Origin of the sequence: Actinoplanes sp. NPDC023936 (assembly GCF_040639325.1) — a bacterium.
GTDB lineage: Bacteria > Actinomycetota > Actinomycetes > Mycobacteriales > Micromonosporaceae > Actinoplanes.
In genome coordinates this window covers 103,342-126,123 of record NZ_JBEZZR010000025.1, presented here as the reverse complement: position 1 = coordinate 126,123, position 22,782 = coordinate 103,342, and the positions used below count along the sequence as shown (strand labels likewise).

Sequence of the window (22,782 nt, the reverse complement as noted above, 5' to 3'; positions counted from 1 at the left end):
AACGTGTTGAGTTGACCGGTACTAATAGGCCGAGGGCTTAACCACCCTAAATTTTCTGCTTGCGTCCACTGTGTGATTCACAGCAAACGAACAACCACCTCGGTCGGTGACGGCTGGGTTGCTGGTTGCGGTTTGTTGGCAGTTGTTTCGGTGGTCATAGCGGTGGGGAAACGCCCGGTTACATTCCGAACCCGGTAGCTAAGCCTTCCAGCGCCGATGGTACTGCACTCGGGAGGGTGTGGGAGAGTAGGACGCCGCCGGACTCAAACGTATAGAAAGGCCCACCCGGGTAACCGGGTGGGCCTTTTTCTGTTTTGTCCAGGAACGGCTGTGGGTGCAGGAATCACGGCGGCGGTCCGAGCGGACAGCCGGTATGCTTGGCGCGGGCCGTGACTGGCGCGTTCGGATGGTTGACCATCGGGGAGCGGCTCCGTCGAGATGACGACTTGCCGTGCGCCTGGGCCTCTTCGCTCCGTGATAGGGAGGTCCACTGTGTCTAATCCAAACCATGCTGAGCTGAATGCTGAGTCCACCGCGTTCCGCGCAGCGCTCGAGGTGGTCCGCTCGGTTGAGCCCCGGATCGCCGACGCGATCGCGCAGGAGCTCACCGACCAGCGCGAGTCGCTGAAGCTGATCGCCAGTGAGAACTACGCGTCGCCGGCCGTCCTGCTGGCGATGGGCAACTGGCTCTCCGACAAGTACGCCGAGGGCACCATCGGCCGCCGCTTCTACGCCGGCTGTCAGAACGTGGACACCGTCGAGTCGATCGCTGTCGAGCACGCGAAGGCCCTGTTCGGGGCGCCGTATGCCTACGTGCAGCCGCACTCGGGCATCGACGCGAACCTGGTCGCCTACTGGGCCATCCTCGCCGACCGCGTCGAGGTTCCGTACCTCAAGAAGTTCGAGAAGCGGCAGATCAACGACCTGACCGACCCCGAGTGGGCCGAGCTGCGTCAGGCCTTCGGCAACCAGCGGCTGCTCGGCATGTCCCTGGACGCCGGCGGTCACCTGACCCACGGTTTCCGGCCCAACATCTCCGGCAAGATGTTCGACCAGCGCAGCTACGGCGTGGACCCGGCCACCGGCCAGATCGACTACGCGAAGCTGCGGGAGACGGCCAAGGAGTTCAAGCCCGCGGTGATCGTGGGCGGCTATTCCGCGTACCCTCGGAAGGTCAATTTCGCGACGATGCGCGAGATCGCTGACGAGGTGGGCGCGACCTTCATGGTCGACATGGCGCACTTCGCCGGTCTGGTCGCGGGTGGCGTGTTCACCGGTGACTTCAACCCGATTCCGCACGCGCACATCGTCACGACGACCACGCACAAGAGCCTGCGCGGCCCGCGTGGTGGCGCCGTCTTCTGCCAGCCGGAGCTGTCGTCCCAGGTCGACCGCGGCTGCCCGATGGTGCTCGGTGGCCCGCTGCCGCACGTGATGGCGGCGAAGGCGATCGCGTTCGCGGAGGCGCGCCGGCCGGAGTTCGCGTCGTACGCCCAGCAGATCGTCACGAACAGCCAGGCGCTTGCCGAGGGCCTGCTCAAGCGGGGCGTGCAGCTGGTGTCCGGTGGCACCGACAACCACCTCGTGCTGCTCGACGTGCACCCGTTCGGGATCACCGGCCGGCAGGCCGAGCAGGCGCTGCTGGACAGCGGGATCGTCACGAACCGCAACGCGATCCCGTCCGACCCGAACGGCGCCTGGTACACGTCCGGCATCCGGGTCGGCACGCCGGCGCTGACCAGCCGTGGCCTGGGCGCCGCGGAGATGGACCAGATCGCGGAGCTCATCCACACGGTGCTGAGCAACACCACCCCGGCCGAGGGCTCGAAGGCGAAGTTCACTCTGGACGCGGCCCTGTCCGACCGGGTGAGCAAGCAGGCGACGGAGCTGCTGGCGCCGTTCCCGCTCTACCCGTCGGTGTCGCTGGCCTGATCCGCGATCCGCTTCCCGGAAGCGCCTCTCCCCGCAGGGAGGGGCGCTTCTTTCGTTATGCACCGCTTTGCTGGGCAGTGGGCGGCAAGAGGTAAATGCTAGTTGTGACGAACGTTAGCGGAACCGGTTCCGGATTCCCCGTTATCGATGCCGTGGTACCGCGTCCACCTGCGGAAACGGTGAGCTACCTGGGAAAAGGCGGCGAGGTTCCGGAACCTCGCCGAGGTCTGGATTGTGAACGAGCACCCTCCTAGCGTCAGAGCCGGGCGAGCGCTCTCCCAAGATCCCGTCTCTCTCCCCGTCCTAGGAGTTCCCATGTCCGTCCTACGGAGACGCTCCCCATGGCGGCTCGCCGCCGCGGGTGGCCTGGTCGCCGCCCTCGTCGCCGGGTTCACCACTGTCGCCGCCACCGGCGCCGCCGCAGCCGAGGTGCTGCTGTCCCAGGGCAAGCCGGCCACCGCCTCCTCCACCGAGGCAGCCGGCGCCTACCCGGCCGCCGAAGCCGTCGACGGCAACACCGGCACCCGCTGGTCGTCGGCCTTCTCCGACCCGCAGTGGCTCCAGGTCGACCTGGGCAGCTCACAGCCGATCTCCCGGGTCGAGCTGAACTGGGAGACCGCCGCGGCCAAGGCCTTCCAGATCCAGGTCTCGGACAACGCGTCGAGCTGGACCACGGTGTACTCGACCACCACGGCGACCGGCGGCAACCAGAACCTGAGCGTGAGCGGCACCGGCCGGTACGTCCGGATGTACGGCACCCAGCGCACCACCGGCTACGGCTACTCGCTCTGGGAGTTCCGGGTCTTCGGCGAGTCCGGCGGCACGACGATCCCCGGCGGCGGCAGCCTCGGCGCCAACGTGGTCGTCTTCGATCCGTCGATGTCGTCGGCGACCATCCAGGCCCGCGCCGACCAGATCTTCGCTCAGCAGGAATCCGCGCAATTCGGTACGGGCCGGTACGTGCTCGCGTTCCAGCCGGGCACCTACAACAACCTGAACATCCAGGTCGGCTTCTACACGTCAGTGATCGGTCTCGGACAGAACCCGCAGGACGTGCGGATCAACGGGGACATCACCGTCGACGCCGGCTGGTTCCAGGGCAACGCCACCCAGAACTTCTGGCGGTCGGTGGAGAACCTCTCCGTCTACCCGGTCAACGGCGCGAACCGCTGGGCCGTCTCGCAGGCCGCCCCGTTCCGCCGGATGGACATCCACGGCGACCTGAACCTGGCGCCGAACGGGTACGGCTGGGCCTCCGGCGGCTACATCGCGGACTCCCGGATCAGCGGCTCCGAGGGGCAGTACTCGCAGCAGCAGTGGTTCACCCGGAACAGCCAGATCGGCTCGAACACCAACGCGGTCTGGAACCAGATGTTCGTCGGGGTGCAGGGCGCGCCCGCCCAGACGTTCCCGAACCCGCCGTACACGACGATCGCCACCACGCCGGTGATCCGGGAGAAGCCCTACCTGTACAACGGTGGTGTCTTCGTCCCCTCGCTGCGGACCAACTCGTCGGGTGCGTCGTGGGTCGGCGGCAACACGCCGGGCACGACGATCCCGCTGTCCCAGTTCTTCGTCGCGAAGCCGGGTGACTCGGTCGCGACGATCAACGCGGCGCTGGCGCAGGGCCTCAACCTGCTCTTCACGCCGGGCATCTACCAGATCAACCAGACGATCAACGTGACCCGGGCCGACACCGTGGTCCTCGGCCTCGGGTACGCCACGCTGATCCCGGTCGGCGGCGTCACGCCGATGCAGGTGGCCGATGTGGACGGTGTGAAGATCGCCGGCATCCTCTTCGACGCGGGCACCACCAACTCGGCGAACCTGCTGGTGCTCGGCCCGGCCGGGTCGAACGCCAACCACGCCGCGAACCCGACCACGGTCCAGGACGTGTTCTTCCGGATCGGCGGGTACGTCGCCGGCAAGGCCACCAACAGCCTGCTGGTGAACAGCAACAACGTCATCATCGACCACATCTGGGCGTGGCGGGCCGACCACGGCAACGCCGGGACGTACGGGTGGACGATCAACACGGCGGACTCCGGATTGATCGTGAACGGGCAGAACGTGACGGCGTACGGGCTGTTCGTCGAGCATTACCAGAAGTACGAGGTGGTGTGGAACGGCAACGGCGGCCGGACGTACTTCCTGCAGAACGAGAAGCCGTACGACCCGCCGACCCAGGCGGCCTGGCGGACCGGGGCGAACGGGTACGCGGCGTACAAGGTCGCGGACTCGGTGACCAGCCACGAGGCGTGGGGCATGGGCAGCTACTGCTACTTCAACGTCAACCCGTCGATCCACGCCGACCGGGGCTTCGAGGTGCCGGTGAACGCCGGGGTGAAGCTGCACAACCTGCTGACCGTCTCGCTCGGTGGCAACGGGGTCATCGACCACGTGGTCAACAACACCGGTGGTCCGGCACAGGGCACGGCGACCGTACCCTCGTACGTAGTGAATTTCCCCTAGCCCGGGATCTCCCCGCTGCCTCGCGCGATCAGGGTCGTCGCCACCCGGATCACTCGCGGCGGGCCGTCGTGGCCGTCGATGCGCTCGAAGAGCGCGCCGGCGGCCACCCGGCCGATCCGCGCCGGATGCTGCGCCACCACGGTGACCGCGGGTTCCAGCAGGTCGGCAAGGGGGAAGTCGTCGAAGCCGACGAGCGCGACCGAGTGATGCCGGCCGAGCCGGCGCAGCGCCCGGACCGCCCCGATGGTGATCACGTTCTGGCTGGTGAAGAGCGCGGTCGGCGGATCGGGGCGGCGTAACAGGGTGATCGTGGCGCGCTCGGCGGCCGCTTCGCCGCGGATGTCGTGCACCACCGGCCCGGGCCGGTCGCCGAGTGCCTGCAGGTAGCCGCGGAAGCGTTCGCGGGCGGTCGGTATCCGCTGGTAGTCGCCGAGGAACGCGATCCGCCGATGCCCGTGCGCGATGAGGTGCCGGACCGCCCCGGCCGCGCCCGCGATGTTGGTGGAGACCACGGTGTCGGCCAGGAATCCGGACGGCTGGCGGTCCACGAAGACGATCGGGGTGCCGCTGAACCGGCTCAGGTATCCCTGATCCGAAGCAGTCGGAGCGACGATGAGCCCGTCGGTCTGCCGCTGCCGGAACGCGCGCGCCAGCTCCCGCTCCCGGCGAGCGTCCTCGCCGAGGCTGCCGGTCAGCACGTGCACCCCGCGGGTGTGCGCCTCCTCCTCGATCGCCCGGTGCAGCACACCGGAGAACGGGTTCGACACGTCCTCCAGGAGCACGCCGATCGTCCTGGTGCGACGGTCGTTGCGGCGCAGCATGCTGGCGCCCAGGTGGGGGCGGTAGTCCAAGGACTCGACGGCGGCGCGTACCCGGGCGGCGAGGTCCGGGGTGACAGTGGGCTCCCCGTTGACCACCCGCGAGACGGTCTTGAGGCTCACGCCGGCGGTGCGTGCCACGTCGTTCATCGTCGGCCGTGCCATGACGACTCCCCGCATTGATCACTCAACGCAACAACTCGGAAACTCATTGTTGACACTGCGGGTGGCCGGGCGTCTACTCCAAGGCAACGCTTCCAAGACAACGTTGTCTCTCGATGTCCGATTTCGGAGGAGGCATGCGCCAGCAGTCGAAGCTTCTCGCGGCCGCCGGTTGCGCGGTCCTGATCCTGGCCGGCCTGAGTGCCTGCAGCCGGGGCACCGGCGAACCGGTCGCCGGCCTGATCACCAAGACCGACACCAACCCGTTCTTCGTGACCATGAAGCAGGGAGCGCAGCAGGCGGCCGACGAGCAGAACCTCGATCTGCAGAGTTTCGCCGGGAAGGTGGACGGCGACAACGAGGCGCAGGTGCAGGCGATCGAGAATCTGATCTCCTTCGGCGCCGTGGGCTTCCTGATCACACCGAACGACTCGAAGGCGATCGTCCCCTCCATCGACCGGGCGAAACAGGCCGACATGCTGGTCATCGCGCTGGACACGCCGGTCGATCCGCCGGACGCGGCGGACGCCACGTTCGCCACCGACAACTTCGAGGCCGGCCGCCTGATCGGGGAGTGGGCCAAGGCGAAGTTCTCGGCCGGCGGGACGCAGGCGCGGATCGCGATGCTCGACCTCAACCCCAACCAGGTCTCCGTGGACGTGCAGCGCGACCAGGGCTTCCTGGAGGGCTTCGGGATCGACGTCGGTGACCCGGCCCGGATCGGCGACGAGAACGACCCGCGGATCGCCGGGCACGACGTCACCGACGGCAACGAGGAGGGTGGGCGTACCGCGATGGAGAACCTGCTCCAGAAGGATCCGACGATCAACCTGGTCTACACGATCAACGAGCCGGCGGCGGCCGGGGCGTACGAGGCGCTCAAAGCGGCGGGCCGGGAGCAGCAGGTCACGATCGTCTCGGTGGACGGCGGCTGTCCCGGCGTCGACAACGTCGGGAAAGGCGTGATCGGAGCGACCTCGATGCAGTTCCCGATCAAGATGGCGCAACTGGGTGTCGAGGCGATCGCACAGTACGCCGAGGACGGCACCCGCCCGCAGAACACCGCCGGCAAGGACTTCGTCGACACCGGCGTCCAACTGATCACCGACGATCCGCAGGCCGGCGTGGAGGCGAAGGACTCCGCGTGGGGCAAGCAGAACTGCTGGGGCTGAGTCATGGCGACCACGACCGCAGACTTCGAGGCCCGGCGGCACGACTCGTTCGGCCTCCGGCTGCAGCACCTGCTGCACGGCAATCCCGTGCTCGGGCCGCTCGCCGTCCTGATCGTGGCGATCGTCGCGTTCTCGATCGTCAACGTCCGGTTCTTCTCCGCGGCCAACCTCTCCCTCGTGCTGTTGCAGGTCACCGTGATCGCGACGCTGGCGCTGGGGCAGACCTTGATCATCCTGACCGCCGGCATCGACCTCTCGGCCGGTGCGATAGCGGTCTTCTCGTCGATCCTGATGGCGCTCTTCTGCACCGACGCCGGGATGCCGGCGCCGATCGCGCTGCTGCTCGGTTTCGCCTGCGGCACGGTGATGGGCGCGCTGAACGGCATGCTGGTCACCCGGATCAAACTGCCGCCGTTCATCGTCACGCTCGGCACGCTGACCATCTTCTTCTCGCTGAACGCGGTGGTCAGCAACAGCGAGACGGTACGCGGCGCCGACATGCCCGGGCTGATGACGTGGACCGGGCAGTCCATCCCGATCGGTGACTTCCGGCTCAGCTACGGCTCGATCATCATGCTGCTGCTGTTCGGGTTCTTCGCGTACGCGCTGAGCTCGACGGCGTGGGGCAAGCACGTCTACGCGACGGGTGACGACGTGGAGGCGGCACGGCTGGCCGGTATCCGTACCGGGCGGGTGCTCTTCTCGGTCTACACGACAGCGGGCCTGCTCTACGCGGTCGCCGGCTGGATCCTGATCGGCCGGCTCGCGTCGGCCAGCCCCAACGTCGGCACCGAGTACAACCTCGACTCGATCACCGCGGTGGTGCTCGGCGGCACCAGCCTCTTCGGCGGCCGGGGCGGGGTGATCGGCACCCTGATCGGCGCGCTGATCGTCGGTGTCTTCCGCAACGGCCTGCAACTGGCCGGCGTCGAGGTGGTCTGGCAGGGCTTCGCGATCGGCCTGCTCGTGCTGATCGCGGTCTCGATCGACCAGTGGATCAGGAAGGTGAAGGCATGACCACCCCGGTGCTGGAGGCGAAGGGCCTGACCAAACGGTACGGGCGGGTCGTCGCGATCGACGGCAGCGACCTGGAACTCCTCCCCGGCGAGATCCTCGCGGTCATCGGCGACAACGGCGCCGGCAAGTCCAGCCTGATCAAGGCGCTCTCCGGGGCGCTCGTGCCGGACAGCGGCGAGATCCGGCTGGACGGCGAGCCGGTGCGCTTCCGCAACCCGATGGACGCCCGCTCGGCCGGCATCGAGACCGTCTACCAGACCCTCGCTGTCGCACCCGGCCTGGACATCGCGGACAACCTGTTCCTCGGCCGGGAGCAGCGGCGATCCGGCCCGCTGGGAACGATCTTCCGGATGCTGGACCGCAAGCACATGCGGTCCGAGGCCCGGCGGCACATGACCGAACTCGGCGTCGGCACCCTGCAGAACATCGCGCAGCCGGTCGAGTCGCTCTCCGGCGGCCAGCGCCAGGCCGTCGCGGTGGCGCGCTCCGCCGCGTTCGGCAGCAAGGTGGTGATCCTCGACGAGCCCACCGCGGCGCTCGGCGTGAAGGAGGGCAACCGGGTGCTGCAACTGATCCGCGACGTCCGGGACCGTGGCCTGCCGGTGATCCTTATCAGTCACAACATGCCACACGTCTTCGAAGTGGCGGACCGGATCCACATCCAGCGGCTCGGCCGGCGGATAGCGGTGATCACTCCTCAGTCGCACAGCATGTCGGACGCGGTCGCCATCATGACGGGTGCGGCCCCGCCGCCCGGCGGGTAATGCTGGAGGGCATGACTATCGGAATCACAGGTGCCACCGGCAATGTCGGATCTCGCGCGGCCCGCCTGCTGATCCAGGCCGGGGAGCGCCCCCGGTTGCTGGTCCGGGATCCGGCGAAGCTTGATCCAGGGATCGATGGGCTGGCCGACGTGGTGCGGGGAGACCTCCTCGACCCGGCCTTCCTCGACACCGCGCTGGACGGGCTCGACGCGCTGCTCTGGATCACCCCGGAGAACTTCACCGCCGCCGATCCGCTCGCGGACATGGTCACGATGGCTGAGGCAGGCGCGACCGCCGCGCAGACCCATCGGGTACGCCGGGTCGTGCTGATCAGCAGTGTCGGAGCGGAACGCCGGCACGGCGCCGGCCTGATCGACGGGCTGGCCCGGTCCGAGGAGGCGTTCGCGGCCACCGGGATGGACCTGACGATCCTGCGGAACGGGTACTACTTCACCAACCTCTTCGGGAACCTCGACGAGCTGCGCGACGGCCGGCTCACCACGACCATGCCGGCGGACCAGCCGTTGGCCTGGGTCGACCCGCGGGACGTGGGCGAGGTGGCGGCCGCCCGGCTGCTCGCCGGCAACTGGTCCGGCACGGTGGTGCAGGCCGTCCACGGTCCGGCCGATCTCACCTGGTCGGACGTCGCCGGGATCGTCGGCGCGGCGATCGACCGGAAGATCACCCTGGACGTGGTGCCGGACGAGGTGCTGGCGGCCGGCCTCGGGCAGGCCGGGCTCACCGACGCCGCGGTGGCCGGCCTGATCGGGATGACCAGCGGGCTGCGCGGGGACTTCACCCCGGAACAGCCGCGAACGACCGTCACGACCACGCCCACCACGCTCGCCGAGTGGGCGGCCGGCACGCTGACGCCGGCGATTTCCCTCAAGGGCTGAGCCGGGGCGTCGATGAGACGCGCATGTTGCCCCGCCGAGCACCCAGGCGCCCGCACGTCCGAAACGGGTCCCGCCTGTTCGTGACGTACGCGGCGGCAAGTCTCGTGCCCGTGGTGGCCCTCGGAGCGCTGGTCTTCGAGGGCTACCGCCAGGACGCGGCGGAACAGGGCCGGGAGCAGGGGCTGGCCCAGGCAGCGGTGATCGCCGAGATGGCCGTCGCGCCCTCGCTCAACGCCGGATACCTCGGCGCCTCCACCGGCATCGAGGACGGCCTCACCGCGGCGCAGGCCGAGGGCATGCGGGACTCCACCGAGCAGGCGATCTTCCGGGGATCGGTGCTGCGGCTGCGCCTGCGCGCGTTCTCCGGCCGGGTGATCTTCTCGGACGACGGCTCGACGAGCGGCGGCGTGCCGGTCACCGACCCGGACTTCCAGGCCGCGGCGGCCGGCCAGCCCCGGGCCGAGGTGATCGACACCGAGGTGATCCGGGTGCTGCGGCCGCAGGTGGCGAGCGCGTCCGGGCAGTCCGTCGGGGTGCTGGAGGTCTACCTTCCGTACCAGGCGGTGGCCGATCGCTTCCACGCGCAGGTCATTCGTACCTGGGGGCGCATCGGCGCCGGCCTCGCCGCGCTCTACCTGGTGCTCGCGGTGCTCGCGTGGTGGACCACCCGCTCGCTGAGCCGGTACGCGGCCCGCCAGGAGTACCAGGCCCTGCACGACACCCTGACCGGCCTGCCGAACCGGGCGGCGTTCCGCAAGCAGGCCGAGGCGGTTCTCGACAAGGGCGGTACCGGCGCCGTCGTGCTCGCCGACCTCAACCGGTTCAAGGAGGTCAACGACACCCTCGGCCACCACGCCGGCGACGAGCTGCTGCGGGTGGTCGCCGACCGGATGAGCGCGGCGCTCGGCACGGGCGACCTGCTGGCCCGGCTCGGCGGCGACGAGTTCGCCATGCTGCTGCCGCGCCGGGACGCCGCCTCCGCGGTCGCCCTGCTCTCCGAGGTGCGCGACCGGGTCTGCGAGGAGATGGTCCTGGACGGCGTGCCGCTGAGCATCGAGGCCGCGTTCGGGGTTGCGCTCTACCCCGCGCACGGCACCGGCGTGGAGGAGCTGAAGCAGCGCGCCGACTCCGCGATGTACCAGGGCAAACGGGGCACCAGCGGCATCGTCGTCTACTCCGGCGCCACCGCCGGGCACCCGCATCAGTGGCTCGTCGTCCAGGCCGAGCTGCGGCACGCCCTGGAACGCGACGAGCTGATCCTGCACTACCAGCCCAAGGTGGCCCTGCCCGGCGGCGAGGTCTGCGGTGTGGAGGCGCTGGTCCGCTGGCAGCACCCGGAGCGCGGGCTGCTGCCGCCCGGCGAGTTCCTGCCCGCCGCCGAGCACTCCGGCCTGATCGTCCCGCTCACCGAGTGGGTGCTGCGCCGTGCGCTCGCCGACCAGCTCGGCTGGACCGCGACCGGGCGCGACTGGGCGCTCTCGGTGAACGTCTCGGCCCGCAACCTGGAGGTGCCCGGCTTCGCGACCCTCGTCCTGGGCCTGCTCGCCGAGGCCGGCATCCCGCCGCACCGGCTGATCCTGGAGGTCACCGAGACCGCGCTGGCCGCCGACGCGGACGAGGCGGCCCGGGCGGTCGCCGAGCTGACCGCCGCGGGCGTCGGTGTCTCGGTGGACGATTTCGGGACCGGGTACACCAACCTGTCCCACCTGCGCGGCCTGCCGATCGCCGAGATCAAGATCGACCGGTCGTTCGTCTCCGACGTGGTGCGCGACCCGGAGAGCCAGGCCATCGTCCGCTCGGTGATCGAGCTGGCGCACGGGCTCGGCAGCCGGGCCACCGCCGAGGGCGTCGAGACCGAGGAGGTCCGTCGCTGGCTGGCCGAGGCCGGCTGCGACGAGGCGCAGGGGTACCTGTTCAGCCGTCCGGTGCCATGGACGCAGATTTCCGCTCAGCCGCATCTCGAAGGGGTCAGCCGATGAGGATCCGCCGGGCGCTCACCGTACTGCTCCTGCTCGCGGCCGGTGGCTGCGCCGCGAGCGCTCCGGAGGAGGAGCCGGGCGGCGGCCTCGACATCACCGGTGGCGTGACCGTCGACCAGGCGCTGCACGACCGGTTGCCGCAAGCCGTCCGGGCACGCGGTTCGATCCGGCTCGTGACCGATGCGAGCTATGCGCCGATGGAGTACTTCGCGGCCGACGGCCGTACCATAATCGGGTTTTCTCCTGATCTTGCCACCGCCCTCGGCGGGGTTCTCGGGGTGCGCGGCGAGCTGGTGGCGGGCGAATTCAACGGTGCGCTGGACGAGGTCGCGGCCGGCGAGTACGACGGGGTGCTCTCGTCGATGACCGACACCGCCGAGCGGCGGGCCAAGGCCGATTTCGTCGACTATCTCAGCACCGGCACCTCGATCGTGGTGCAGCGCGGCAACCCGGAGAAGATCACCAGCTTCGAGGATCTCTGCGGGCAGACCGTCGGCACCGAGCGCGGCACCCTTCAGGAGCAGATGCTCCAGCGTCTGCAGCCGACCTGCGAGGACCGCCCGTTGGTGATCGACAGCGAGCCGACGAACGCGGACGCGCTCCTGCTGCTGCGCACCGGCCGGGTCAGCGCCGTGCCGATCGACTTCCCGCCCGCCGCGTACCTGGTGAGCAACGAGCGGACCGGCGCGTTCTACCAGCTGGCGTCGGACACCCAGTACGAGCCGGGGCTCTTCGGCATCGCCGTGGCGAAGGACAACACCGCGCTGCGTGACTGCCTGCGGGAGGCCCTGCAACGGGTGATCGACTCCGGTGTCTACGCCGATCTGCTGTCCCGCTGGAACCTGACATCGACTGCTGTCACCACGGCGACGATCAACGGAGCCGGAAACTACACGCCTGTGCAGTAAGCTGCACGTGTGAGTAGCGCTACCAGTGACCTGACCGCCCGCGCCCGGATCCGCGACGCCGCGATCGCGCTCTTCACCGAGCGCGGCATCGCCGGCGCCACCGTGCGCGACATCGCGCAGGCCGCTGGTGTCTCCTCCGGCCTGCTCCGGCACCACTTCGGGTCGAAGGAGGGGCTGCGCGACGCCTGCGACGAGTGGGCCCTCGCGCGCGTCGCCGAGCTGCAGATCCGGTTCACCGAGTCCCAGGCGATCGGCCCGCTCACGCCCGACATCATGGGCCTGCAGCAATACCTGGTCCGCTCGCTGATGGACGGCTCACCGCGCAGCCTCGCCACTTTCGAGGAGACCGTGCGGCGCGGCGAGCAGTGGCTGGCCACGACCGGCGTGAAGACCGGCGACCCGCGGGCGTTCGTCGCGGTCCTCGGCGCCATGAAGATGGGCATGTTCCTGATGCGCGACCAGCTCACCGCCGTGCTCGGCGAGGACGTCGGAGCCATGCCCGGTTACCTGCGCATGCTGCGTGCCTCGATCGAGGTCTTCTCGCAGCCGTTGCTCACCCCCGAGCAGACCGACCAGGCGCTGGAGGCGCTCGATCGGCATTAGTTTCCTGGAGCTGACATGGCCATTGAGGTCGAGGGGCTGATCAAGAGATTCGGTTCGGTCACCGCGCTGGACGGGCTCGACCTGCACGTCCGGACCGGTGAGGTGCACGGCTTCCTGGGGCCGAACGGCGCCGGCAAGACCACCGCGATCCGGGTGCTGCTCGGGCTGATGCGGTCCGACGGCGGGACCGCGCGGCTGCTCGGCGGCGACCCGTGGGCCGACGCGACGGCGCTGCACCGCCGCCTCGCGTACGTGCCGGGCGACGTCACGTTCTGGCCCTCGCTCACCGGCGGCGAGGTGATCGACCTGCTCGGCCGGCTGCGCGGCGGGCTCGACCCGAAACGCCGCGACGACCTGATCGAGCGGTTCGAGCTGGACCCGCGCAAGAAGGGACGCGCCTACTCCAAGGGCAACCGGCAGAAGGTGGCGCTCGTCGCCGCGCTCTCCTCCGACGTGGAGCTGCTGCTGCTCGACGAGCCGACGTCCGGGCTCGACCCGCTCATGGAAGAGGTGTTCCGTGAGGTGATCCTGGAGGAGAAGCGGCGCGGCGACCGTACCGTCCTGCTCTCCAGCCACATCCTCTCCGAGGTCGAGGCGCTCTGCGACCGGCTCACGATCATCCGAGCCGGCCGGGCCGTGGAGACCGGCACCCTCGACGACCTGCGGCATCTCGCCCGCACCACGATCCGCGCCGAGCTGACCGGCCCGGTCAACGGTCTGGCCGGCCTCGCCGGCGTGCACGACCTGACCAGCGAGGACGGGCGGGTCGCCTTCGACGTCGACGCGGAGGCGCTGGAGCCGGCACTGCGGAGCCTCGTCGCGGCCGGCGTGCGTAGCCTGATCAGCCAGCCGCCGTCGCTGGAGGAGCTGTTCCTGCGGCACTACACCCGGGACTCCCGATGACCGGCACACCGCGCCTTCTGCGCCTCGCCCTGCGCCGCGACCGGGTGATCATGCCCCTCTGGGTCCTCGGGCTCGGCCTCCTGCCGTACGTCTATGCCACCTCGTTCCAGACGCTCTTCACCACCGCCGCGGAACGCGTCGACTACGCCCGGATCAGCGCCGGCAACGCGGGGTTCGTGGCGCTCTACGGGCCGCTGCGCGGCGACAGCCTCGGTGAGCTGGTCGTCTGGCGGGGCGGTTTCGTGCCGGTCATGGTCGGCCTGGCCGCGCTGCTCACCGTCATCAGGCACACCCGCGCCGACGAGGAGGCCGGCCGCACCGAGCTGATCCGGGCCACCGTGACCGGCCGGTTCGCCCAGCTCGCCGCCGCGCTGATCGTCACCTGCGGCGCGGCGCTCCTGACAGGTGCGATCGTGGCCGTCACGACGATCGGCGCCGGGTTGCCGGTCGCCGGTTCGCTCGCCTTCGGCGCGGTCTTCACGCTCAGCGGCTGGATGTTCGCCGGCGTCGGGGCGGTCGCCGCGCAGCTGACCGGCAGCGCGCGCAGCGCCCGGTCGATCGCGGTGCTGGTGCTCGGCGGGGCTTACCTGCTGCGGCTCGTGGGTGACATCTCGGACAGCGCGGAGTTTTTGGCGTGGGTGTCACCGATCGGCTGGGTTCACCGCGTCTTTCCTTATGGGGGCGGTTCTCTTCTCGGGGGCGGTTCTCTTGTTGAGGGTGGCTCTCTTGTTGACGGTGGCTCTCTTGTTGGGGGCGACTTTCTTGTCGAGGGTGGCTCTCTTTCGGGGAACGACTGGAGGCCCGGGGTGCTGGCACTGGTTTTCGCGATCGTCACGGTGGGCGTCTCGGCGTACCTGATGGCCCACCGCGACATGGGCGCGGGCCTGGTCGCCGCACGGCTCGGACCACGTGCCGCGGCCGCGTCCCTGAGCTCGCCGCTCGCGCTCGCCTGGCGCCTGCACCGCGGCCTGCTGCTCGGCTGGACCGCCGGTTTCGCCGCCCTCGGCCTGATCTTCGGCGCTGTCGGCAGCAGCATGGTGGAGCTGGCGTCCGACTCCGCGGGCGTCGACGAGATGTTCACCAGGATCGGTGGCGGCGGGGCGGTCACCGACGCCTACTTCGCGACCACCGCGGCAATGTGCGGTCTGATCGCCGCCTGCTACGCGGTCCAGGCTGCTCTCCGCATGCGCGACGAGGAGCAGAGCGGTCATGCCGAGGCGGTCCTGAGCACGTCCGTGGGCCGTCTCGCCTGGGCCGCATCGCACCTGCTCTTCGCCCTGCTCGGCCCGGCCGCTGCCCTGCTCGCCGAGGGAGTGCTCGCCGGCGTCGTCCATGGCGCGCCCGGCCCGGTGCTGGGCGCCGCATTGGCCCAGCTGCCCGCGGTGTGGGTCCTGGCAGGGGTCACCATGCTCCTGATCGGCGCGCTGCCGAGGCTGGCTTCGGTCGCGTGGGCCGTGATCGCTCTGTGCCTGCTGCTGTTGCTCGCCGGGCCGCTGCTGGAGTTCGATCAGTGGGTGCTGGATCTGTCGCCCTTCACCCATGTGCCGCATCTTCCCGGTGGCGCTGCCGGCCCTCTGCCGCTGGTCATGCTCACCGGGATCGCTGCGGTGTTGGGCGTGGCGGGGCTGGTCGCTCTTCGTCGGCGGGACGTGGGATCGATGTAAGGGGCGCTGCCGGCTGTCGCTGGTGGTCAGCGTGGATCAGGGCACACACAACGTCGTTGTGAACTCTCATCGTTGCCAGGGCAGCGATGAGGCCACCCGCACTGCTTCCGTGTGGTCTCATCGCTGCCGACACGGGCTTCGGTGTGCCGCCGTCTCCGCTGGTGGGCGGTCCGGTGTGCTGCCGTCGCGCTGGGGGACGCTTCGGTGCGCCGCCGTCGCGCTGGGGGACGCTTCGGTGTGCTGCCGTTCCGTTGGCGGACGCCTCGGTGTGTCCCCCATCCACGACGGAGAGCCGCCCAGCGTGGTTCGGGGCCGGCTTTGAGGGCCGGCCCCGACGGTCAGTGGCTTGCGTTGCGTTTGGGGAGGATCAGTTCCTCGTGGTCCAGTTCGCGGTTGAGGACGCGCAGGCTGTCGTCGTTGAGGTGGCCCGCATCCCGCCAGCGGAGCAGTTCGTCGCGTTCGGCGTCGATGACCGCCTGGCGGACCATCAGGGCTGCCTCGTACTGCGGTGAGATCGGGACGTCGGCGGATTCCGACTGTTCCAGCATGTCGAGGCGCCGGCGGTAGCGGTCCAGGCGGACCTGCAGCTGGCGGCGCATCGTCTCGATGGCCTCGTCCTCGACGTTGTCGTGCTGCTGTTCCTGGATGTCGTCGAGGCGGTCCAGGGCGGCGCGGACGGCGGCCGAGCGGGCCTCGTTGCGTTCCCGGGCGCGGTCGGTCTGGTTGGCCCGCAGACCCAGCCTGTGCACCAGCGGGGCGAAGGTGAGGCCCTGGCCGACGAGGGTGACGAGCACGACCGCGATGGCGCAGAAGTGCAGCAGCTCGCGGTCCGGGAAGCCGGCCGGCAGGGTGAAGATCGCCGCGAGGGTGATGACGCCGCGGGTGCCGGCCCAGCTCATGATCGTGATTTCCCGGCCGGTGAGCGGGACCTCGCGGGCGTCGCCGGTGTCCTCCTCGGTGTGCCCGCCGAGGCGGGTGTGCAGCGAGCGCGGCAGCCACTGGGTGACGACCAGCCAGAGCGGGCGGAGCAGCAGGACCACACCGAGCGTGATCACCAGGGCGATGATGATCGTGCTGGTGTCGTACTTGGCGAGGCCGTCGATCACCTTCGGCACCTGCTGGCCGATGAGGAGGAAGACCACGCCCTCCAGCAGGAAGTCGATCAGCCGCCAGACGGCGCTGGTCTGCAGCCGGGTGGCCCCGCTGGTGTAGCGCGGGGTGTCGTGGCCGACGATCAGGCCGGCCACCACCACGGCGAGCACGCCGGAGATCGTGACGTAGTGGTGGACGAACGCGTTCTCACAGATCAGGTACGCGGCGAGCGGCGTGATCAGGGAGACCGCGTTGGCGTTGAGCGGGTCGGCGGTGAACGGCTTGAGCAGCCGTACGGCGTAGGCGACCGCGATGCCGACGAGCACACCGCCGGCCGCGGAGATCACGAACTGGCCGACCGCGTTGTCGAAGTTGAAGTCGCCGTGCGCGTGCGCGGTCACCGCGACCGTCAGGATGGTCAGTGCGGTGGCGTCGTTGAGCAGGCCCTCACCGGAGATCAGCGTGACCATCTTGCTGGGCAGCCCGGCCTTGCGCCCGACGGCGAGCGCGGCGACCGGGTCGGGCGGCGCGACGGCCGCGCCGAGGGCGACACCGGCCGCGAGGGTGGCCCCGGCTACCCAGAGTGAGAAGCCGAGGCCGATCAGGAGCGCGGTGACCAGCACCAGCGCGACGGAAAGGCTGATCACCGTGCGCATGTTGCGCCGGATGTCGAGCAATGATGAATCGAGCGCGGCGTTGTAGAGCAACGGCGGCAGGATGAAGGTCAGAACGAGCTCGGGTTCCAGTTCGAGATTGGGACCCGGCATGTATGCGTAGGCAATACCGATCAGGGTGAGCAGGACCGCGGCGGGGAGGCCGGTCTTCTCGGTGACCCAACGCACCGCGACGATAACCGCCACCGCGATCAGGCCGAAAAGCAGGATCTCCTCGAGATTCATTCGATCATTGTTCCTGCTGGCCGCTCACGTTATCCGGCGAGGTCGGCCTTTAACGCTGCGTCAACTTCTGCTGCGCCGCGGCGATGCTCTGCTGGTGACGCCGGATCACCGGGAGTGCTTTGCCGGCGAGCTTTTCCACTGCCGGTTCGGTGCCGGTGTCGATCACGACCTGGGCCAGTTTGATCGCTCGTTCGTGCGCGAGCAGCTGGCTGCCGAGAAAGAGCGCGTCGAAGTCGGCGCCGGACGTGGCCTGGTACTGCTCGACGAGCGCCTGCTGCTCCGAGTTGGGTTCGGCGGGGAGTTCGATGTCGAGGCGGGCGGCGGTCTTGCGTACCGTCACGTCGAGCTTGCGGTGATAGGCGGCGAGTTCCCGGCCGAGGTCGCGGACCGGTTCGGTGGCACCCTGGCGTTTGGCGATCTTGCCGGCGGCCATCTCGGCGAGGTTCCCCTGGTGGGCGGCGATCAGGAAGTCGGCGTCGGCGCTGACCGGACGCGCCTGGGCCGGGCTGACCGCGGCAACGGCGAGCATGACAGCGGCACTAAAAACGGCAAATAAGCGCATAAAGCCAGGCTAAACCGCATTGACGGTACGGAAACGGGCGGACCGTTACGGCCCGCCCGTTCGTGTCGCAACCGATCAGTACCGGTAGTGCTCCGGCTTGAACGGACCCTCGACGTCGACGCCCAGGTACTCCGCCTGCTTCTTGGTGAGGGTGGTCAGCCGGACGCCGAGCGCGTCCAGGTGCAGCCGGGCCACCTTCTCGTCCAGGTGCTTCGGCAGCACGTAGACCTGCTTCTCGTACTCGCCCGGCTTGGTCCAGAGCTCGATCTGGGCCATCACCTGGTTGGTGAACGAGTTCGACATGACGAAGCTGGGGTGGCCGGTGGCGTTACCCAGGTTCATCAGCCGGCCCTCGGAGAGGACGATCACCGAGTGGCCGTCCGGGAAGCGCCACTCGTGGACCTGCGGCTTGATCTCGATCTTTTCGATGCCCGGGACCTTGGCGAGCCCGGCCATGTCGATCTCGTCGTCGAAGTGGCCGACGTTGCCGACGATCGCGTTGTGCTTCATCGCGGAGAGGTGCTCGACCGTGATGATGTCGGTGCCGCCGGTCGTGGTGATGAAGATGTCGGCCTCGCCGACCACGTCCTCGAGGCGGACGACCTGCATGCCGTCCATGGCGGCCTGCAGCGCGCAGATCGGGTCGACCTCGGTCACCACGACGCGGGCGCCCTGGCCGCGCAGCGTCTCGGCGGAACCCTTGCCGACGTCGCCGTAACCGCAGACGACGGCGAGCTTGCCGCCGAGCATCACGTCGGTGGCCCGGTTCAGGCCGTCGACGAGCGAGTGGCGGATGCCGTACTTGTTGTCGAACTTGCTCTTGGTGACCGCGTCGTTGACGTTGATCGCCGGGAAGAGCAGGGTGCCCTCCTTGGCGAGCTTGTAGAGACGCGCCACACCGGTGGTGGTCTCCTCGGTGACGCCCTTGATCTCCGCGGCGATGCGGGTGAAGCGCTGCCCGTCGGACGCGAGGCTGTTGCGCAGCGTCTCAAGGATGATCGAGTACTCGTGGTTGTCGTCCGCCGTGGTCGCCGGAACAGCGCCCGCGCCCTCGAACTCGACACCCTTGTGCACGAGCAGGGTGGCGTCGCCGCCGTCGTCCAGGATCATGTTCGGGCCCTGGCCGTTGCCGAAGTCGAAGAGCTGCATGGTCGCCCACCAGTACTCCTCCAGGGTCTCGCCCTTCCAGGCGAAGACCGGCACGCCGGCCGGCGCGTCGACAGTGCCGGTCGGGCCGACGACGACCGCGGCGGCGGCCTCGTCCTGAGTGGAGAAGATGTTGCAGGACACCCAGCGGACCTCGGCGCCGAGCGCGACAAGGGTCTCGATCAGCACGGCGGTCTGCACGGTCATGTGCAGCGAACCGGCGATGCGAGCGCCGGCCAGCGGCTTCGAGTCACCGAACTCGGTGCGCAGCGACATCAGGCCGGGCATCTCGTGCTCGGCGAGGCGCAGCTGGTGACGGCCGGCCTCGGCCAGGCTCAGGTCGGCCACGGCGAAGTCGAGACCGTTCACAGATTGAAGTTTGTCGCTCATGGAAAGAGGGCTCCTCCCTCTCAGGAGGCGCCCTTGCGTCATGGAACCCGGCCGAGCGTGGCGGACGTGAGACGTCCGTTGCAGCGCCTCTCGGGCGGGCGATCCAACTTTAGCCGACCAATCGCATGATCACATCCGGCGCAGTGTCCCATCGGTGTCAGTGATGACATATGTCCCATCGCCGAGCGGCTCCAAGTCGTACTCGTCGATGGTCTCCACGCCGAGGTCGCCGATCACCTCGCCGAAGTGCGCGTCCACCCGGTAATGCCGCCACCAGGGCTGTTCGTCGTCGTCCTCGCCGGAGAGCACCACGATCGCGGTCTCGTCGTCGAGGAAGCCGCCGGCCCACTCGATCACCGTGCGGTCCGGGTCCACCGGAAAGTCCGAGATCTTGAGGGTGTTCCGTTCGTCCTCCAGCGCGAAACTGTGGAACGCCACGTCCTCCTGGCCGTGCGCGACGGTCATGAAGCCGCTGGCGTCCGGCGCGATCGCGATCGCACACCTGTCGTTCCACGGATACGTCCGCAGCCGGCCCTCGTCCCCCGCGTCGAACGTCCGGCTGCCGGCCTCGCCCTCGCTGACGTCGAGCATCATCTGAGTGCCGTAGGGAAACGCGATCTGGTGCCCGCCGAGCCCGGCGGTCTCCAGGTCGTGGCAGACCATGATCTCCCCGGTGACGGCGTCGAGAGCGGCCCACACGTCCGGGTCGGAGCTGCCGCGGGCGACGTTGGGCAGGTAGAACCAGACAAGCGTGTCGTCGTGGCAGAACGCGCAGTCCACCGGCACGACAGCGGTGCCCGGCGGGAAGTCGAAACGCCACGCCTCCCGGCGGTCGGGTCCGAGGCAGATCGCCGCCTCACCCGTGGTGTAGACCAGCCGATCACCGGTCGAGCTCACCGTGTATGTCGCGGGCGGCGGATCCTGCGGCACCGCGATGGTCTCCACGAGCTCGAGGTGCTCGTCGAAGATCTTGACACCCTGCTCCGTCAAGCGGGAGATCATGCGCACCACCTGAGCGTAGCGAGGAGTTCAAAGCGTCACGCGAAGGAGCGAGAAAACATCAAGGACCTTCCATAAGACATCAAAAACCCATCATTCTGTACGCGTGAAGCACCCGTACCGCATCCGCGAGATAGCCACGGCATCCGGCCTCAGCCAGGCAACCGTGGATCGCGTGCTGCACAACCGCGGCGGCGTCCGGGAGAGCACCGTCCGCCAGGTGCATCAGGCGATCGCCGAGCTGGATCGCCAGCAGGCGCAGACCGGCCGCACCTTCGTGATCGACGTGGTGCTGCGGACGTCCCGCCGATACGCCGCAGCGGTCCGTGCCGCCCTGGACGCCGAGATCGCCGAGATCCCGGTGGCGGTCCGCCCGCGGCTGCATCAGGCCGACGACCCGGTGCAGGCCCTCGACCGGGTCGGCCGGTCACGCTCGCACGGGTTGATCGTGCTGGCCCCGCCGGCGCCGGAGGTCGCCGACGCGGTGGCCCGGCTCGGCGTGCCGGTGGTGACGCTCAACGCCGACCTGCCGGCCGGCAAGCGGATCGCCCATGTCGGCGTGGACGACTTCGACGCCGGGGCGACCGCCGGTTACCTGGTCGAGCGGCTGCTCGCGGACCGGGCCGGCGACATGCTGGTGATCAACGGGCGGGGTGAGCGGGAGGCCGGCTTCCGTTCCGTGCTGCCGTCGCGGCGGCTCGTCACCGCCGATGCCGAGGACGCCGGATCGCTGCGGGAGATCCTCGCCGGCAACCCGTCGATCCGGGCCGTCTACTCCGCCGGCACCGGCGGGAACGCCGGCATCATCGCCGCGTTCGCCCAGGAGCGGCGCAACTACGACGTGTTCGTGGCGCACGGCCTGGACGAGGAGAACGTGGCTCTGCTGCGGGCGCACCGGATCTCCGCGGTGCTGCACCAGGACCTGCGGGCCGACCTGCGGCACGCCTGCCTCGCGATTCTGCGGTCGCAGGGGACGCTGCCGGGGCCGATCCGTTCGCGTCCCTCCGCGGTGCAGGTGATCACGCCGTTCAACGTGCCGCCGGCCGAATTCTGACCGCTGTTCGCACACAGCGGCGGCGTGGACGGGGAAGGGCGATCAGGTGGACAGCCACCAAGGGCTGGAGTACGCCACGCCCCAGTCGTTGCACGGGTGCCCGGCCGGGCCGGGGGAGGCGTTCGCCTGTGCCGGGTCGGAGATCCGCAGCACCACCCAGGAGCCGTCGGCGAGGTCCAGCGGCACGGTGAACTCGGTGACCGTCCCGGCCGTCGTGTCGATCACGTCGGCCACCTCGGGCGCCCGGCTGCCGGGTCGCAGCACCTGGATCCTCAGGGGCTTGCCGGCCCAGTCGGGGCCGCGGTCGAGGTCGACGACGAAGCGGACGTCACCGCTGGTGAACGGGAGGACGCCGCCCATCCGTACCCCCGCGGCCGTGGCGTCGAGGCGCAGGCCGCTCACCCGGGTGGCGAAGAACCGCCTGTCCCGCATCGCGGCGAGCACCCCGTTGCGGGTGTTCTCGACGGCCCAGATGCCGGTCCGGCCCTTGCCCTCCGGATATCCCCACTCGGTTCCGTGCTCGTCGGTCACCCCGGTCAGCCCGGTGCGCCAGCCCGCGTTGAGGCAGGCGTTCAGCGGTGAGCTCTGCCCGTCCGCCCAGCCGTCGAAGAGGTAGTCGTCGCCGCGGTTGAACATCTCCAGCCCGACCATCTGGTCCCGCATCGCCGCGTTGTACGTGAAGTCGTTGAACCGCAGCAGCTCCCGACCGGGGTGGTTGAACCCGCTGATCCCGCCGGACGCGGTGATCCAGTTGTAGAGCCGGGACATGCTGCTGGAGCTGCCCAGGTCGGTGAAGTTGCCGGTGTACCAGACGTTGACGTGCCCGAGCAGAGGGTGCGACCACTCGAACCCGCGCAGCGCGGTGTAGGCGCCCGGTGTGTTGGCCGCGTCGGCGAGCTGCCCGGTGCGGTTCCACTCGGAGCGGCTCAGCCCTTCGATGGAGAGCAGGGTGGTGTGGTCGGTGAGCGCGGCGATGTCGAGGCCGGCCGAGCGCATCGACTCGTAGGCCAGGGCCGGGTCTCCGTCCCCGTCCGACATGAGCGTGTGGTTGTGCAGGTCGCCGTGGAAGAGCGTGGTGCCCTGGCTGATCCGCGAGGCGCGGGTGGCGCCCGTCGCGCGTACCGGATCGGCGCTGGTGGCGACGCCGGCGGTGCGTGCCCAGGCGCTGTCCGGGGCGGCGGCGAGCATCAGTAGTCCGCCGCTGCCCGCCAGCAGGGCGCGCCGGCTCATCGGGTGATGTGAATGGCCGTGACTCGTCATGACTTAACAGTGAAGCCCATGAATGTATGCGAGGTAAACGGCGGGGAATCCAGAATTGGACTGTGGTCTTGGTAGCCTGGTCGGCGCTTC

At 69.4% G+C, this 22,782-nt stretch carries 18 protein-coding genes, 1 rRNA gene and 2 riboswitches; of the genes, 13 read left to right on the top strand and 6 right to left on the bottom strand.

Features of this window, described 5'->3' with window-relative positions; translation table 11 throughout:
* Positions 1-146 precede the first annotated feature (146 nt).
* The 3 genes from rrf to AB0F72_RS28010 all read left to right on the top strand — a co-directional run bounded on the left by rrf (position 147) and on the right by AB0F72_RS28010 (position 4,404).
* Positions 147-263, top strand: a 5S ribosomal RNA gene (gene rrf / locus AB0F72_RS28020).
* 116 nt (positions 264-379) lie between these two features.
* Positions 380-470: riboswitch (ZMP/ZTP riboswitch) on the top strand.
* Between the two features lie 22 nt (positions 471-492).
* Positions 493-1,932, top strand: coding sequence for a glycine hydroxymethyltransferase (locus AB0F72_RS28015; protein ID WP_360436778.1), 1,440 nt, complete (start codon positions 493-495; stop codon positions 1,930-1,932).
* 315 nt (positions 1,933-2,247) lie between these two features.
* Positions 2,248-4,404, top strand: coding sequence for a discoidin domain-containing protein (locus AB0F72_RS28010; protein WP_360436775.1), 2,157 nt, complete (start codon positions 2,248-2,250; stop codon positions 4,402-4,404).
* On the opposite strand, the gene AB0F72_RS28005 is transcribed toward AB0F72_RS28010, so the two are convergent.
* Positions 4,401-5,387, bottom strand: coding sequence for a LacI family DNA-binding transcriptional regulator (locus AB0F72_RS28005; protein ID WP_360436772.1), 987 nt, complete (start codon positions 5,385-5,387; stop codon positions 4,401-4,403). The genes AB0F72_RS28010 and AB0F72_RS28005 overlap by 4 nt on opposite strands.
* 134 nt (positions 5,388-5,521) lie before the next feature.
* Here AB0F72_RS28005 and AB0F72_RS28000 point away from each other — a divergent pair, with 134 nt between their 5' ends.
* The 9 genes from AB0F72_RS28000 to AB0F72_RS27960 all read left to right on the top strand — a co-directional run bounded on the left by AB0F72_RS28000 (position 5,522) and on the right by AB0F72_RS27960 (position 15,290).
* Positions 5,522-6,556, top strand: coding sequence for a sugar ABC transporter substrate-binding protein (locus tag AB0F72_RS28000; protein WP_360436769.1), 1,035 nt, complete (start codon positions 5,522-5,524; stop codon positions 6,554-6,556).
* A gap of 3 nt (positions 6,557-6,559) precedes the next feature.
* Entirely contained in the window at positions 6,560-7,573 is a 1,014-nt protein-coding gene (locus AB0F72_RS27995) for an ABC transporter permease (RefSeq protein WP_360436766.1), read from the top strand.
* Complete coding sequence (locus AB0F72_RS27990) at positions 7,570-8,337, top strand: ATP-binding cassette domain-containing protein (RefSeq protein WP_360436763.1); 768 nt, start codon at positions 7,570-7,572, stop codon at positions 8,335-8,337. The genes AB0F72_RS27995 and AB0F72_RS27990 overlap by 4 nt, the downstream gene beginning before the upstream one ends.
* A gap of 11 nt (positions 8,338-8,348) precedes the next feature.
* On the top strand, positions 8,349-9,233 hold the full coding sequence (locus AB0F72_RS27985; RefSeq protein WP_360436760.1) for an NAD(P)H-binding protein: 885 nt from the start codon (positions 8,349-8,351) through the stop codon (positions 9,231-9,233).
* A gap of 110 nt (positions 9,234-9,343) precedes the next feature.
* Entirely contained in the window at positions 9,344-11,212 is a 1,869-nt protein-coding gene (locus AB0F72_RS27980) for a bifunctional diguanylate cyclase/phosphodiesterase (RefSeq protein WP_360436757.1), read from the top strand.
* Positions 11,209-12,120 (top strand): ABC transporter substrate-binding protein, encoded by a 912-nt coding sequence (locus AB0F72_RS27975; RefSeq protein WP_360436754.1) that lies wholly within the window; start codon positions 11,209-11,211, stop codon positions 12,118-12,120. Before AB0F72_RS27980 ends, AB0F72_RS27975 begins: the two co-directional genes overlap by 4 nt.
* A gap of 9 nt (positions 12,121-12,129) precedes the next feature.
* Positions 12,130-12,723: a TetR family transcriptional regulator gene (locus AB0F72_RS27970; protein WP_360436751.1), complete on the top strand. Its 594-nt coding sequence runs from the start codon at positions 12,130-12,132 to the stop codon at positions 12,721-12,723.
* A gap of 15 nt (positions 12,724-12,738) precedes the next feature.
* Positions 12,739-13,626, top strand: a complete 888-nt coding sequence (locus tag AB0F72_RS27965; RefSeq protein WP_360436748.1) for an ABC transporter ATP-binding protein — start codon at positions 12,739-12,741, stop codon at positions 13,624-13,626.
* A complete protein-coding gene (locus AB0F72_RS27960; protein ID WP_360436745.1) occupies positions 13,623-15,290 on the top strand; it encodes an ABC transporter permease in 1,668 nt (555 codons plus the stop codon). Before AB0F72_RS27965 ends, AB0F72_RS27960 begins: the two co-directional genes overlap by 4 nt.
* Before the next feature lie 338 nt (positions 15,291-15,628).
* Here the strand turns inward: AB0F72_RS27960 and AB0F72_RS27955 are convergent, their stop codons facing one another.
* From AB0F72_RS27955 to AB0F72_RS27940, 4 genes are all read right to left on the bottom strand, one after another.
* Positions 15,629-17,281 carry a Na+/H+ antiporter gene (locus AB0F72_RS27955; RefSeq protein ID WP_360436742.1) on the bottom strand — a complete coding sequence of 551 codons (1,653 nt, stop codon included), beginning with the start codon at positions 17,279-17,281 and terminating at the stop codon, positions 15,629-15,631.
* A 49-nt stretch (positions 17,282-17,330) separates the two neighbouring features.
* Positions 17,331-17,810: a DUF4142 domain-containing protein gene (locus AB0F72_RS27950; RefSeq protein WP_360436739.1), complete on the bottom strand. Its 480-nt coding sequence runs from the start codon at positions 17,808-17,810 to the stop codon at positions 17,331-17,333.
* A 108-nt stretch (positions 17,811-17,918) separates the two neighbouring features.
* Positions 17,919-19,379 (bottom strand): adenosylhomocysteinase, encoded by a 1,461-nt coding sequence (gene ahcY, locus AB0F72_RS27945; protein WP_360436737.1) that lies wholly within the window; start codon positions 19,377-19,379, stop codon positions 17,919-17,921.
* Positions 19,380-19,397: 18 nt separating this feature from the next.
* Positions 19,398-19,477: riboswitch (S-adenosyl-L-homocysteine riboswitch) on the bottom strand.
* A gap of 31 nt (positions 19,478-19,508) precedes the next feature.
* On the bottom strand, positions 19,509-20,381 hold the full coding sequence (locus AB0F72_RS27940; RefSeq protein WP_360436735.1) for a hypothetical protein: 873 nt from the start codon (positions 20,379-20,381) through the stop codon (positions 19,509-19,511).
* Between the two features lie 103 nt (positions 20,382-20,484).
* Between AB0F72_RS27940 and AB0F72_RS27935 the strand changes: the two genes are divergently transcribed.
* Entirely contained in the window at positions 20,485-21,432 is a 948-nt protein-coding gene (locus AB0F72_RS27935) for a LacI family DNA-binding transcriptional regulator (RefSeq protein ID WP_360436733.1), read from the top strand.
* A 42-nt stretch (positions 21,433-21,474) separates the two neighbouring features.
* On the opposite strand, the gene AB0F72_RS27930 is transcribed toward AB0F72_RS27935, so the two are convergent.
* On the bottom strand, positions 21,475-22,662 hold the full coding sequence (locus AB0F72_RS27930) for a CehA/McbA family metallohydrolase (RefSeq protein WP_360436731.1): 1,188 nt from the start codon (positions 22,660-22,662) through the stop codon (positions 21,475-21,477).
* Between the last annotated feature and the right edge of the window lie 120 nt (positions 22,663-22,782).